Origin of the sequence: Marinobacter sp. C2H3 (assembly GCF_037080155.1) — a bacterium.
GTDB lineage: Bacteria > Pseudomonadota > Gammaproteobacteria > Pseudomonadales > Oleiphilaceae > Marinobacter.
Genome location: NZ_JBBBNZ010000001.1, coordinates 179,835 through 192,305, shown reverse-complemented (window position 1 = coordinate 192,305; position 12,471 = coordinate 179,835). Strand labels below are relative to the sequence as shown.

Below are 12,471 nucleotides of genomic sequence, written 5' to 3'. Positions count from 1 at the left end.
TCGCTGTTTTACCACAGCGGCGCCGGCTTTTCGCGCTGAAATAGGCTCACAGGCGATGGTCGTCACAGGATCGTCACGGAAACCGCCTTCAATGGCGGTGAGCGGCGTCTATCGACCATTCGCCAATTGCCGTTATGCCCACCGTCGCCAATAGTGGCGAGGCATAACAATAACTGACCGGACGTTGAGACCAAGGACACTGCACATGACCGTACTCGTACTGGACAACCCGGAACTGCTGGCCCGAGCCGCCCTTCTGTTTGGAGATACCGCCGCGGAATCCGCACAACCGGTCCGCGAAAAGCCAACCGCACCGGCCCTCGATCAGGCCCTGGAAGCGCCCGATCGTCATCAGGCCGCCCGGCGCGCCCTGCCCGCGCTGGTTCAGCGGCTGTAAACCTGCCAGACATTCCCCAGCAGCAGTAGCGCGGCGGCCAGAATGGCCAGCCAGGTCAGTAAAATACCGACCATCCGGGCCTTGTGAGGGCCGCCGCGCCCCTTGATCATGCCCCAGGCGTGCAGGATGCGGCCCACCACCAGGGCCATGCCGGTCCAGTAAACCAGGCCACTGGCGACGCCGTTCACTTCCGCAATCGCCAGCATCAGCAGACCCAGCGGCGCGTACTCCACCAGGTTGGCGTGGGCCCGCACCGCCGCTTGGAAATCCAGATCATCATTAACGCCAAGCCCCTTGCCGAACTTCAGCCGAAAGCGCACCACCTGCGCAGACAACACCAGCAGCAGCAAGCCGATGACGGCCGCAAACACTCCGGTTACCGGAACAATCATGGTCAGCCCTTCTTGATCTTGTTGACGATGGCGAGCAGCAGCACGGCGCCCACGGTGGCGGTGATCAGCTCGCCGATCAGCCCGTGGGCGGAGAGCTGGAGCAGCCCGAACAGGAATCCGCCGATCAGCGAGCCGACGATGCCGATACCCACATTGGCCAGCACCCCGAAACCGCGCCCCTTCATGATCAGCCCGGCCAGCCAGCCGGCCACGCCACCGATGATCAGAAACAGAATCACACCCATGATAGGTCTCTCCCTGAATTGGATTTACATCACACGCAAACCCCGCAAAGACTGCCCGGTTCCCTGGGTAGCTTCAAGCTTTTCGGCCTTTGCCGTCACCACGTAGCGCAGCGGCCCGCCGGCGCGCAGGGCATCAAAAGGATAGCAGGTCACCAGCAACAGGGAATCGTCTGGCAATCGGCCGGGCGCCAGGCGCTCCTGCGTGCTGTCCACCACCCGGGTGGCTACCACCGTGTAATCGTGCCAGCGCCCGTCCCGGCCCTGGAGACGGATGGGGCTGCCTGGGGCCAGGTCTCCCAAACGTTTGAAGTGGGTGTCCCGGTGGCCGGCCAGGATCACCGGCCCGTCCAGATCGTCGGTGCCGGCGAGTCGGCCGGGGCCAAAGGCCAGGCTTTCGCCGGAGGCGCCGTCCAGCACCACCATGGATTCGGACAGGGTCGGCCAGTCCATGCGGGCCACCGGCCAGGTGTCGGCCCAGGGCCATGGCCGCACCGGCCCCTGCTCGGCCTGGCTACGGGCCCAGGCCAGGTCGAGCAGTTGTTGGGCCACCACCGCCTTCAGCGGAATCCACAGGCCCATGAGCACCAGCAGCGCACAGGCGGTAAATGCAGAACAGGCCAGGCGGTTCATACTGCAACCCTCCGGCGTGCGAGCACGCTCCACCACAGCCCCATGAAAGCGGCACCGAGCGCGCCAACAAGCACCATCATTGGCCAGCCGGTGGCGGTACCTGGGTACCTCAGCATCCCTGGGGCACTCCCGGCGGGCAGCAACGTGGGCACCGACTCCGTCATCAGGGGCGCCGTCACCGGCCGGGCCGGCGTGGTGTCCACCGCCACAAAGCTGGTGTAGGGCGAGGCCAGGCTGTGGCGCATGGCCAGCGCCGTTATGGTGGCTTTGTCCGGCTCGGTACCGGAGAGCGCCGCCCGGTCCTGAAGGTCGTCGATACGCGCCCTGGCCCAGCGACGGTGCAGCCCGGTGGCGGGCGCCGCCTGACCCAGGTCCAGGGTGCGGGACCAGGCCGTCCCGCGGGTGGTCAGGCCGGAGACCGTGAGTTGACCGCGGGCGGGTACCCCGCGCACAACCTGCACCAGAGGCTCGCCCTGGAACAGGTCACCGGGGCGAGCCGGGTAAGCCTCCGCGGTGCCCGGCCAGTCCGTCCGAATGTCGGTGAGCACCGGCGCGGCCATGGACGCAAACAGGGCATCCAGCGGCCCGCCCAGGTCGCCGCTGTCCGCCACCGAGGTGTAGCTGCCCCGGCCCCAGCGGGCCGCCTCCCGCAGGAAATATCGATTGGGCGCCGAGCCGATGCCCACGGTGAACAGCCGCTGGCTGCACAGTTGTCGGCGGATCTGCTGGAACAGGCCCGCCTCGTTGCCCACGGCGCCGTCCGTAATGAACACCACCTGGCGCACCCGCGTCGGGGCCTCATTGCGCTCGCTGCCATCGCCAAGAGCAAGGCTCAGGGCGGAGGCCATTTCGGTGCCACCGTCCGCGGTCAGCCCCGCCAGGTAGCGCCGGGCCCGGGCCAGGTGGTTGCCATCCGCCGGCACCGGCGCCATGAACAGGGCCTCGGCCTGGCTGTTGAACTGGATGATGTTGAAACGGTCATCCGGCCCCAGAGTGTCCAGACCCCGCGCCAGCGCCAAGCGGGCTTCCCGGATGGAGGCGCCCGCCATGGAGCCGGACGTATCAATGACAAACACCAGGTCCCTGGGCAGCGCAGCTTCAGAGGCCTGGCCCGGCACCAGCAGGGTCATCAGGTAATCCTCACCCTCGAAGCGCTCGTGGAACACCGCCGCCACCGGTGCCTGGCCGGCCGCCGGCGCCCAGCGCAGGACAAAATCCCGGTCCATCCTCACCGTGGTTGGCCGGTGCCCGTCAGCATCATCCGTCGACGGCGACAGCGCGACCTGAACGCCGTTGGCGGTGTCCTGCACGGAAATCGGATGGCTGGGGCTGGCCACGCTGGCCAGGGGCAGACCGGTGTTGAGGGTGACGTTAATGGCCATGCGGTGACTGCCGTCGGCCAGGTCGGTAGGGGTTACGGTAAACGGGCTGATCGCCCCGGCATCCGGCACCAGGGCGGTCGCCAGCGCCCAGCCCGAACGCCAGTCGGCGGGCGACGCCTGAGCCAGGGGTGGCCCCGGCATGTAGCGTGGTGTGAGGGTGCTCGGCAGGTCCAGTTCAAACACCCCCTGCCGATAGGCCACCGGCTGCTGATAGGACAGCTCAATGGTCACCTCACCACCGGGCGGCAGGTTGGCCACCCGGGAAGTGAACAGGTTCGGGCGGTCTTGTTCCACAGTCGCCGCCTGCTGCCCGGCCTGCTTCGCGGTGTCGTAGGTCCGGCGGGCCTCCGCCCGGGGCAGCACCTTTCCTTCAATCCGGCGCTCCCCCACCGTCATCACCAGCCCGTACACCGAGGCCTTTTCCGGCAGCGGGAATACGAACACCCCCTCCCGCCACTGATCGGACGGGTTCCGGAACCGGCGCACCAGACGAGTGCTGGCAATCAGGCCACTGACCGTGACGTCAAACCGGCTGTCCAGAGCCAGGGCTGACACCGGAGCCCCACCACTCGGTGCCACCAGTTCCAGGGAGCCAAGGTCACCGGTGCCGGCGGCCTCGGCGTACAGCGGCTGAACCATCAGCAGCAAGCCAAAGGCGAGCCAGAGGGTCACGCCTTCCAGCAGTCGCCGAAGCCGCCGGGCGCGGGCCTCGGAGTGAAGAGCCGACGGTGTCAGTCGGAGCAGCGAAAGGGGCAACATCATGGCAAAGTTCTCCTTCGGGCGAATCGGGCCAGGTCCCGCCGGCGGCCCTGAACCCATGGGCCCGGCGGATGGGATGACAACCATTTCACCGTTTCGAAAGGCACAGGCCGTGACGAAGTGGGACAATTCCGGGGCCAGAATGTGATGAATTATGGCGAAGCGCTCCGTGCCGCTTGTGCCGGCCCGGGGCCGTGGTTAGCCTTAAGACGTTTCCGAACACCGGCCCGTGGACGCCATGAAAAAACACCTTGTGCTGATAGAGGATGACCCCGGTATCCGGGACAACTACCGGGCGGCGTTCGAGCGCCGGGGCTATCGGGTGTCTGCCTATGGCACCCGCGCCAGCGCCTACCAGGCCCTGCGCCAGGCGTTGCCGGACCTGGCCATCATCGACGTCGGCCTGGGGGATGAACCGGACGGCGGGTTTACCCTGTGCCAGGACCTGCGGGGGCTGTCCGCCACCCTGCCGATCATTTTCCTGACCGCCCGGGACAGCGACATCGACTCGGTGCACGGCCTGCGCCTCGGTGCCGACGATTACGTCACCAAGGACATGAGCCTGGACCACCTGCTGGCACGGATTACCGCTCTGCTGCGCCGGGCAGAAGCCTGGGCCGATGCGGCCCGCAAGCCCGACGAGGTGCTCCAGCGCGGCCGCCTGAGCCTGAACGCGGACCGAATGACCGTGGCCTGGAACCAGTGCCCGGTGGAACTGACCGTCACCGAATTCTGGATGCTGCACGCGCTGGTCCGGCACCCCGGCCATGTGCGGTCTCGGGAACAGTTGATGGACGCCGCCAGCACGGTGCTCGACGACAACACCGTGACCTCCCACATCAAGCGCATCCGCCGCAAGTTCACCCAGGTGGACCCACACTTTGACGCCATCCAGACCGCCTACGGCATGGGTTACCGCTGGCACGCCCATGAGGCCTGACCGGTGACCCTGAAACGGCAACTGTTCATCGCCAGCGTGCTGATGTTGCTGATCCCCTGGGCCGGGATGACGTTCGTGCTGGAACTGGATACGGCGCTGCGGGACCAGGCCCGCCAGCAACTGTCGCTGCAAGCCCGACGGCTGGCGGAACAGGCCGGCGACGCCTTGCTGGGGGCGCCGGTGATCGGGTCGGACACCCCCATCCTGTACGCCAGCGATACCCTGGCCCCGCTTACCCTGGACGGCTACCTGGGCGACTGGCCAGGGTTCCAGGAAGACGGCGCCGACACGCACGCCAGCCTGTGGCAGCCCACCAACGACCCGACCCTGCGCTGGCGTGCCGCCCGGGACGGCCGCTGGCTCTACCTGCTGATACACCGGCAACAACCGCCGACGTTCTACCAGCCGGACCGTCCGACCGCGCCCCACGATGAGCTCGCCCTTCGCCTGGACCCGCCGGCAACCCGGGTGGACGCCAGCGCCGATGCCCGGCGCTGGCGGCTTAGACCCCTCGGGTTCGGGCGACTTTACGGCCATCAGGGCGGGGACACCGGGCAACCGGGGCCACCGGACTATCGGGTGGAGGGGGTCTGGCAGGTCGCTGCGGGCGGCTGGCAGCTCGAGCTGCGGATGCCGGCACCGGCGCCCTACAGCCGCCTGGATCTGCGCCTGATCACCGATGAAGGCGACCGCGCACCGGCCGGCGCCGGACGGTTGCTGTTCGGCCCGGACGCCCCGCTGCAACGGGCCCTGGCACGGCAGCTGGCGCCGGGCCAGAGGGCCCGGGTAGTGGAGCCTTCCGGGTGGGTGGTGGCGGACGCCGGCGGCCCGGTGGCCGCGGCATCCCCAGAGTTTGACCAGTTGAGCCCCGGCCAGATCCTTGAGCAGACGACGCTGAACGCCCTGCGCTGGCTGGTCAGGCGGGTACAACCCACGCCCCGACCATTGGCCGGTGATGACCGTCGCCTGGCCATCGATACGCTGCCCGACCCCGGGCTGGTCCGGCACACCGACGACAGCCGCTGGTTGCTTGCCCGGGCGCCCGTCGACGGCGATCGCACCCTGGTCCTCGAGCAGTCTATTGACCAGTTACTGACGGTGTCCGGCACCACCCTGGGCTCCGTGATCGCCCGCAGCCTGCTCATCACCCTCACCCTGACCCTGGCGCTGCTCGGCTACGCCAGCTGGCTGTCCTGGCGCATCACCCGGCTGCAGCGCCTGATCAACGACACCGTGGACGACGACGGCCGCATCACCGGCACCCTGCCGCCGGCCCGCGGCCGAGACGAACTGGCCCAGCTGCAGGATCAGTTTGGTCAGATGGTGCAGCGGCTGGGGGGCTACCACGATTACCTCGAAGCGTTCTCCCGGCGCCTGTCCCACGAGCTGAAAACCCCGGTGGCCGTGATCCGTTCGTCCCTGGAAAACCTCCAGCACATCACCGGCGACGACGCCAGCCGGCCCTACCTGGAACGGGCAGCCAGCGCCACCGAGCGGTTGCGACGGATTCTGAACGGCATGAGCGAGGCGGCCCGGCTGGAGCAGAGTTTTGACCAGGCGGAGCGGGAGACCTTTGACCTGGCCCGGGTAGTGAGCGAGGCCACGGCGGCCTACCAGAGCCTGGATGACCGCCACCGGCTGGCGTACCAGGGGCCGGCCACAGGCGCCACCCTCCTCGGCTCACCGGAGCATCTGGTGCAGCTGCTGGACAAACTGGTGGACAACGCCCGGGATTTCACCCCCGAGGGCGGGCGCATCGAGGTGGCGCTGACGGACGCGCCGGCGGGCTGGCAGTTGTCGGTCTTCAATGAAGGTTCCCGGCTGCCGGGCCCCGCGTCCGCCAGCATCTTCGATCCGTTCGTGTCCCACCGGGCCGGTGGCGGTGAGGGCCACCTCGGCCAGGGCCTTCTGATCGTCAGGCTGATTGCCGCCTACCACGGCGGCGAGGTGGACGCGGTCAACGAGCCCGGCGGTGTCCGCTTCCGGGTGACCTTTCCAAACGAGGCGGACACGCCCGGGGGCGATCACAGAAACCGGCCATCCCCCGAGAACTGACGGAAAAACTGCTGGGCCGTGCGGCCGTTGCGCACGCCCTTGGCGGTGGCAAAGCGCATCGCCTCCTCGTGCAGGGCCGCCCGGTCCGCCACGCTGGGAAACAACGCATCCACCGCCTGCAGGTAGACGTCTTTGCCAAACGGGTAGAATGACAGCTGCAGGCCAAACCGGTCCGCCAGGGAGACGTGCTCCTCGATGGTTTCGGCCGGGTGCAGTTCGCCGTCCCGGACCTCGCTGTTGAGGTTGTCGCTCATGAATTCCGGCATCAGGTGACGGCGGTTGGAGGTGGCGTACACCCGCACGTTCTCCGGCGGCAGCTCCAGCGAACCTTCCAGCACGCTTTTGAGCGCCTTGTAACCGGTCTCACCCACGTCGAACGACAGGTCATCGCAGTAGATAACGAATCGGAACGGCAACTCGCTGATCTCGTCCACGATCTCCGGCAGGTTCACCAGATCGTCCTTGTCCACCTCAATCATCCGCAGCCCCTGCGCCTGGTAGCGGTTCAGCAACGCCTTGATCAGGGACGATTTGCCGGTGCCCCGGGAGCCCCAGAGCAACGCGTTGTTGGCAGGCTCGCCGGCCAGGAAGCGCTCGGTGTTGCGGGCCAGTTCGGCCTGCTGGCGTTCAATGCCGGTCAGGCTGTTCCAGGCCACCGGGTCCAGCCGGCGGATGGCGCGAAGGCCGGCTCGATGGCGGCGCCAGACCGCCGCCGGCGTGTCTTGCCAGTCGAAGGTTGTTTCTTGCATGACGCGGGTTCCTGTTTCGTCCAGTGGTGGGTTGTGGAACACTGACACCTGTTCTCACTGTTAACCGGAGACTGTACCGCAAATGGCCGTAAAATCCGTCGCCCTGGTGGCGCACGACAACAAGAAACGGGAACTGGTGGAATGGGCGGAATCGAACCGGGAACGCCTGGCGCCGCTCCGGCTCTACGCCACCGGCACCACCGGACGCATGCTCAAAGAGGCCCTGGGGCGAGTGGATCTGGTGTCCCTGCTCAGCGGCCCCCTGGGCGGCGATCAGCAAATCGGCGCCAAGATCGCCGAGGGTGATATCGATCTGCTGGTGTTCTTCTGGGACCCCCTGGAGCCCCAACCCCACGACCCGGACATCAAGGCGTTGCTGCGGATTGCCGCGCTCTGGAACATCCCGGTGGCCTGCAACCGCGCCACCGCCGAGTTCGTGCTGGCGTCCACCTGCATGACCGACGACGGCTACCGGCCCCGCAAACCGGATTTCTCGGATTACACCGGCCGCAAGGTCACCGACTGACGCGCCCGCGCCGGGCCCCGGTGCTATGATGAAGGCCATCCCAACGATCTGACAGAAGGAACCGGTGATGGCCAACATTTATGACGATAATTCCCTTTCCATCGGCAATACGCCGCTGGTTCGCCTGAACCGGGTGAACGACGGCGCCACCATCTGGGCCAAGATTGAAGGCCGCAACCCGGCCTACTCCGTTAAGTGCCGCATCGGCGCCGCCATGATCTGGGACGCGGAAAAGCGCGGCGTGCTCAAACCCGGCATGACCATCGTCGAGCCCACCAGCGGCAACACCGGCATTGCCCTGGCATTTGTCGCCGCCGCCCGGGGCTACAAGCTGACGCTGACCATGCCCGCCTCCATGAGCCTGGAGCGGCGCAAGGTGCTCAAGGCCCTGGGCGCGGAACTGGTGCTGACCGAGCCCGCCAAGGGCATGCCCGGCGCCATCGCCCGGGCCCAGGAGATCGTGGCCACCGATCCGGACCACCACTTCATGCCCCAGCAGTTCGAGAACCCGGCGAACCCCCGTATCCATGAGGACACCACCGGCCCGGAAATCTGGAACGACACCGATGGCGCCGTGGACATCTTCGTGGCCGGCGTGGGCACCGGCGGTACCCTCACCGGCGTATCCCGCTACATCAAGCACACCCGTGGCAAGGCCATCACCACGGTGGCGGTGGAACCGGCGGACTCCCCGGTGATCGCCCAGACCATGCGGGGCGACGAGGTGAAGCCCGCGCCCCACAAACTCCAGGGCCTGGGCGCCGGCTTTGTGCCGGGCAACCTGGACCTGTCCCTGGTGGACCAGGTGGAAAGCGTCACCAACGAGGACGCCATGGCCATGGCCCACCGGCTGATGCAGGAAGAAGGCATTCTGTGTGGGATTTCCTGCGGCGCCGCGGTGGTGGCCGCCGTGCGGGTAGGCCAGCAGCCGCAGCACAAGGGCAAGAACATCGTGGTGGTGCTGCCGGACTCGGCCGAGCGCTATCTCTCCTCCGCCCTGTTTGCCGATCGCTTCGGCGAGCTGGAGAACGTGCAGTAAGCCCGGGCGATTCGCCAAACGACAAAAAGCCCCGCATCCGTGCGGGGCTTTTTGCTTTCGGACGTGGAAGTGGGGCCGGATCAGAACTGGTACTTCAGCCCCACCTTCCCGGTGTCGAAATCCGGACCATCGTTGTTGATCTGGCCGTTGAAATCGCTCTCATCAATGTCGACGTTGTAGCGGTTGTACTCCGCGAACGCCGTCAGCTGCGGCGTCACACGAAAGTCCACGCCGGCGCCGACCATCGGATTGACGTCGTCGTAGGTTTCGCTGTTGTCGAAGGCATCCACATCAAACGCGGACGCAAAGGCCCCCGCCTTACCGTAGATGCCGAAGCTCTGGGTCAGGGGTAGGCGTCCCACCGCCGCCACGCTGACGCCCTTGAGCTTGCCGTCGACCTCGTCGTTCCCGAACTTGCCGAAATCGATGTACTCGGCTTCCAGGGCAAAGAACGAGTTGAACTGGTACCCGAGGCCGGCACCGAACAGGTCGTTATCGTCGTCAAACTCCCCGCCGTGGGACTTGTAGCCGCCGTAGCTGCCCGTGATGTACGGGCCGGATGTATCCCGGTCAACGCCGTCCTCGGCCCAGACAGCAGGGGCAGTGAATACGGCCGCGGTCAGAACGGTGGCGTAGGCAAATCGAACGGTGTAACTCATCGCGGTTTCCTCCGTGGGTCAATGTCCTTTCACGCCCCACCACCGTACCTGAGCCCCACCTTCCGGGGGGTTACCCCGCCACTACGATTCTGTCATGCCATATCCATCTTTTGAGGCCTTTGCCGAGGCTTTCCTACCATCGACGTCGCCCGGATCGCCCGGATCGCCCGGATCGCCCGGATCGCCCGGTGGCTCATCGTCCCGGACCCGCAGGAAACTGGCAAACCGGGGCAGACCCGTGGCGGTGTAGCCCCGGAACCGAAAGGTCACCGTCTGCCCTGGCTGCGGCGGCCGCGCCCGCTCCGCGTCGGAAAATCCCGTCCCGATCCGGAAGCGGCGCCCGTTCGGCAGCGCCACCAGCAGCGAGCCCATCTGCCCCTCATACTTGCCCTGCCCTGGCAGCGCCCGGACCACCACGGCCTCGGTGTCCTCATAGGGCTTTACCTTCACCAGATCGTCCGACCGGCCGCCCTGATACAGGCTGGCCTTGCGCTTGAGCATCACACCCTCGCCGCCGGCGGAGACCACCTCGTGCATCCGGCGCATCAGGGCCTCATGGGAGGCCACCGGCGCCTGCTCCACCAGCTTCAGATGGCGGGAACCCGCGGCCGCCACCAAGGCCTTCAGGCGCCGGTAGCGCTCGGTGAAGGGCACCCCGGTGACCGGAAGATCAAACACCATGTAGTGCACGGACTGCCAGTCCACAGGCGCCGGCTCAACGGTGCGCACAATGCCAGACAGCTCGGCAAACCGCCCCCGTCCCAGCCAGAGTTCGCCGTCCAGCGGCTGCGCCGGGAAGCCATCGGTAAACCCCGGCGGAGCCCGAAACGGATGCCCGCCCCGGGACCACAAGCGCTCGCCGTCCCAGTAGGCGCGCACACCGTCGTACTTCTCGCTGACCCAGTAGGCGCTCAGGTCCAGGCCACGATGGTAGGTGTTTGCCAGCGGCAACTCGCGGGGCGAGGCGAACGACGCGGCCGCGCCCAGGGCCAGCCAGAGCACCAGGGTGACCTGGGCCAGGCCGGCCCGGCGGGCTGAATGATTGAGTTGGAGGACGTGGACGAAATGGATAAAACGGATAAAGCGGGCATAAACCGCCTGGAAAACGGTGAACATGGCAACTCCTTTGCCGTTGGGAATGTCCTGGTCGCGCAAGGCGCCGACCTATCGCTCTTGGGTGGGGCGATCACTATTGGTTACGGGTCGCAGACCTCCGCCACCTGTCTGTCAAAACGTTCACGAACGGCGCGGTTTTCGTCCTCGGACACAAACACCCGCTCACCCTGGTCGTTCAGACGATAGAAGGTGGAGATCCGCGCCATATTCGTCTGGCGAGCCCGCAGTTTCGTGCACAGCGCCGCCCGCTTCTCCGACGCCGCCCGGGCCTTCTGATCGGCCGCCTCCCGCTGCTCCCGAGCGGTGCGCTGCTGCTCCAGATACGCGTCTATCCGCTGCTGCCGAGCCCGCACCGAATCGTCCACACCCGAAACCGGCGTATCCACCGCCACCGCCCGCGGCGCCGAACCCGCCGGCGGGCGATCGCCAAAGTGCGTCACGCCCTGGGCATCGACCCAGGTGTAGACGCCGGCTGCCGTAGGGAGCGGGGCCAGTAGCAGTGTGCTTAGAGTGAGGTGTCGAAGGCCTGGCAGGATGGACTTTAGCCTGCATCGGCAGCTTGCATTTGGTCGCATTCATTCTCCCAGTTGTATCGACAAAGCTGCCTGTAGTTTCGATCACAAAACGCTTTATAGGCGTCATCGTCCATGTTTCGCCAGTAATTGGGGTCTCGGCCCGTTTCGTTATCGTATTTCAGGGTCGTCGGGTCCAGCTTTCGATACGGTTCAAGAACAGGCATGTCCGGCAAAGGCTGTGTCACGTTCATGTACTGCCGGATAACATCCCACAACGCCAGAACCTGCTCCCTGTTCGTCGTCGGTGCAAACATCTGGCTCATCGGTAAGGCCCACTCGTGAACCTGGTGCACCAGAACCAATTGATACCAGAAGTTGCCCTGCGGCCCCGGCAGGCTTAGAAGGTAGGCATCCCACTCCCGAAAAGGTGCCTGTGCGCGAATCTCCCCGGTCCGGTTGGAGCCTGGCTTGTGGTAGAGCGTCACCAGACCCGTTCGACGATTCAGCTCCCATTTCGGCCCCTTTATCGGCTGGCGAACCGTCCGGGGGAAATAGGTTTCCAAAAACCAGCCGGCTGACCAGCACAGGAGCATCGGAACGAACATCGCCATGAAAATCAGGCTGACGTCCCCATTCAAGAACTCACCGAAAGAAGGATCATCGGGAGCTAGAAGCCATTGAATGACCACGGCCAAACAAAAGATAGGAAAAAACATAAGAAAGATGAAACGGCTCCAATAGTGCAGCCGCAATATAATCTTGCTGCTTCCTGGCGGCGATGCCCACTTCAGACACTCTTCATCAAACCTGTCGTGCCATAACGCTCGCCTTTCCAGCACCATATCGAGGGGTCGCTTGGAGGACCTGAGCGTGTCTGGCCGCCACTTATCCAGGAAAAGTGGCGGAAAAAGGCCACTGTATCGTCCGTCTTTTACGAGGGGGCGTCCCATGGTCCAGCTGTTTCTAAACATAAAACTATGCTTACAATCACCGTTAGCCACCTCGTCATTGCCCATACCGTGATAAGCAGAACGAGTATATCCCCGTAAATCAACAGCCACTGTCAT

General features: G+C 65.8%; 14 protein-coding genes. 5 read left to right on the top strand and 9 right to left on the bottom strand.

Annotated features, from left to right (window positions below):
• Nucleotides 1-205: 205 nt before the first annotated feature.
• Complete coding sequence (locus V3388_RS00825; protein WP_336365622.1) at nt 206-397, top strand: hypothetical protein; 192 nt, start codon at nt 206-208, stop codon at nt 395-397.
• Here the strand turns inward: V3388_RS00825 and V3388_RS00820 are convergent.
• The 4 genes from V3388_RS00820 to V3388_RS00805 are packed head-to-tail and all read right to left on the bottom strand — an operon-like array spanning nt 385 to nt 3,808.
• Nucleotides 385-789 carry an MAPEG family protein gene (locus V3388_RS00820; protein ID WP_336365621.1) on the bottom strand — a complete coding sequence of 135 codons (405 nt, stop codon included), beginning with the start codon at nt 787-789 and terminating at the stop codon, nt 385-387. The two genes, V3388_RS00825 and V3388_RS00820, sit on opposite strands and share 13 nt — an antisense overlap.
• 2 nt (nt 790-791) lie before the next feature.
• A complete protein-coding gene (locus V3388_RS00815; RefSeq protein ID WP_336365620.1) occupies nt 792-1,034 on the bottom strand; it encodes a GlsB/YeaQ/YmgE family stress response membrane protein in 243 nt (80 codons plus the stop codon).
• A gap of 24 nt (nt 1,035-1,058) precedes the next feature.
• Nucleotides 1,059-1,664, bottom strand: a complete 606-nt coding sequence (locus V3388_RS00810) for a class GN sortase (RefSeq protein WP_336365619.1) — start codon at nt 1,662-1,664, stop codon at nt 1,059-1,061.
• Complete coding sequence (locus tag V3388_RS00805; protein WP_336365618.1) at nt 1,661-3,808, bottom strand: marine proteobacterial sortase target protein; 2,148 nt, start codon at nt 3,806-3,808, stop codon at nt 1,661-1,663. The genes V3388_RS00810 and V3388_RS00805 overlap by 4 nt, the downstream gene beginning before the upstream one ends.
• A gap of 235 nt (nt 3,809-4,043) precedes the next feature.
• Between V3388_RS00805 and pdsR the strand changes: the two genes are divergently transcribed.
• Together pdsR and V3388_RS00795 are read left to right on the top strand one after the other, a co-directional pair.
• Nucleotides 4,044-4,745 carry a proteobacterial dedicated sortase system response regulator gene (gene pdsR, locus V3388_RS00800; RefSeq protein WP_336365617.1) on the top strand — a complete coding sequence of 234 codons (702 nt, stop codon included), beginning with the start codon at nt 4,044-4,046 and terminating at the stop codon, nt 4,743-4,745.
• Between the two features lie 3 nt (nt 4,746-4,748).
• Nucleotides 4,749-6,800, top strand: a complete 2,052-nt coding sequence (locus V3388_RS00795; RefSeq protein ID WP_336365616.1) for an ATP-binding protein — start codon at nt 4,749-4,751, stop codon at nt 6,798-6,800.
• On the opposite strand, the gene V3388_RS00790 is transcribed toward V3388_RS00795, so the two are convergent.
• The gene (locus tag V3388_RS00790) at nt 6,770-7,549 is read right to left on the bottom strand and encodes an ATP-binding protein (protein ID WP_336365615.1); all 780 of its coding nucleotides are present in this window, start codon (nt 7,547-7,549) and stop codon (nt 6,770-6,772) included. The genes V3388_RS00795 and V3388_RS00790 overlap by 31 nt on opposite strands.
• 82 nt (nt 7,550-7,631) lie before the next feature.
• On the opposite strand from V3388_RS00790, the gene V3388_RS00785 reads away from it, so the two are divergent.
• Both V3388_RS00785 and cysK read left to right on the top strand, forming a co-directional pair.
• The gene (locus V3388_RS00785) at nt 7,632-8,075 is read left to right on the top strand and encodes a methylglyoxal synthase (protein WP_336365614.1); all 444 of its coding nucleotides are present in this window, start codon (nt 7,632-7,634) and stop codon (nt 8,073-8,075) included.
• A gap of 67 nt (nt 8,076-8,142) precedes the next feature.
• Nucleotides 8,143-9,114: a cysteine synthase A gene (cysK, locus tag V3388_RS00780; RefSeq protein WP_336365613.1), complete on the top strand. Its 972-nt coding sequence runs from the start codon at nt 8,143-8,145 to the stop codon at nt 9,112-9,114.
• Nucleotides 9,115-9,194: 80 nt separating this feature from the next.
• Here the strand turns inward: cysK and V3388_RS00775 are convergent, their stop codons facing one another.
• The 4 genes from V3388_RS00775 to V3388_RS00760 form a co-directional block, all read right to left on the bottom strand.
• Nucleotides 9,195-9,773, bottom strand: a complete 579-nt coding sequence (locus V3388_RS00775) for a porin family protein (RefSeq protein WP_336365612.1) — start codon at nt 9,771-9,773, stop codon at nt 9,195-9,197.
• 81 nt (nt 9,774-9,854) lie between these two features.
• Complete coding sequence (locus V3388_RS00770; RefSeq protein ID WP_336365611.1) at nt 9,855-10,889, bottom strand: DNA ligase; 1,035 nt, start codon at nt 10,887-10,889, stop codon at nt 9,855-9,857.
• An 80-nt stretch (nt 10,890-10,969) separates the two neighbouring features.
• Nucleotides 10,970-11,464 carry a DUF4124 domain-containing protein gene (locus tag V3388_RS00765; protein ID WP_336365610.1) on the bottom strand — a complete coding sequence of 165 codons (495 nt, stop codon included), beginning with the start codon at nt 11,462-11,464 and terminating at the stop codon, nt 10,970-10,972.
• Nucleotides 11,431-12,471: a hypothetical protein gene (locus V3388_RS00760; protein ID WP_336365609.1), complete on the bottom strand. Its 1,041-nt coding sequence runs from the start codon at nt 12,469-12,471 to the stop codon at nt 11,431-11,433. Before V3388_RS00760 ends, V3388_RS00765 begins: the two co-directional genes overlap by 34 nt.

What these genes read in the sequence shown, in the direction of transcription:
- V3388_RS00775 (WP_336365612.1), bottom strand. Translation starts at nt 9,773, where the DNA reads ATGAGTTACACCGTTCGATTTGCCTACGCCACCGTTCTGACCGCGGCC.
- pdsR (WP_336365617.1), top strand. Translation starts at nt 4,044, where the DNA reads ATGAAAAAACACCTTGTGCTGATAGAGGATGACCCCGGTATCCGGGAC.
- V3388_RS00825 (WP_336365622.1), top strand. Translation starts at nt 206, where the DNA reads ATGACCGTACTCGTACTGGACAACCCGGAACTGCTGGCCCGAGCCGCC.
- V3388_RS00805 (WP_336365618.1), bottom strand. Translation starts at nt 3,808, where the DNA reads ATGATGTTGCCCCTTTCGCTGCTCCGACTGACACCGTCGGCTCTTCAC.
- V3388_RS00760 (WP_336365609.1), bottom strand. Translation starts at nt 12,471, where the DNA reads ATGACAGTGGCTGTTGATTTACGGGGATATACTCGTTCTGCTTATCAC.
- V3388_RS00815 (WP_336365620.1), bottom strand. Translation starts at nt 1,034, where the DNA reads ATGGGTGTGATTCTGTTTCTGATCATCGGTGGCGTGGCCGGCTGGCTG.
- V3388_RS00790 (WP_336365615.1), bottom strand. Translation starts at nt 7,549, where the DNA reads ATGCAAGAAACAACCTTCGACTGGCAAGACACGCCGGCGGCGGTCTGG.
- V3388_RS00770 (WP_336365611.1), bottom strand. Translation starts at nt 10,889, where the DNA reads ATGTTCACCGTTTTCCAGGCGGTTTATGCCCGCTTTATCCGTTTTATC.
- V3388_RS00820 (WP_336365621.1), bottom strand. Translation starts at nt 789, where the DNA reads ATGATTGTTCCGGTAACCGGAGTGTTTGCGGCCGTCATCGGCTTGCTG.
- V3388_RS00765 (WP_336365610.1), bottom strand. Translation starts at nt 11,464, where the DNA reads ATGCGACCAAATGCAAGCTGCCGATGCAGGCTAAAGTCCATCCTGCCA.
- V3388_RS00810 (WP_336365619.1), bottom strand. Translation starts at nt 1,664, where the DNA reads ATGAACCGCCTGGCCTGTTCTGCATTTACCGCCTGTGCGCTGCTGGTG.
- V3388_RS00785 (WP_336365614.1), top strand. Translation starts at nt 7,632, where the DNA reads ATGGCCGTAAAATCCGTCGCCCTGGTGGCGCACGACAACAAGAAACGG.
- cysK (WP_336365613.1), top strand. Translation starts at nt 8,143, where the DNA reads ATGGCCAACATTTATGACGATAATTCCCTTTCCATCGGCAATACGCCG.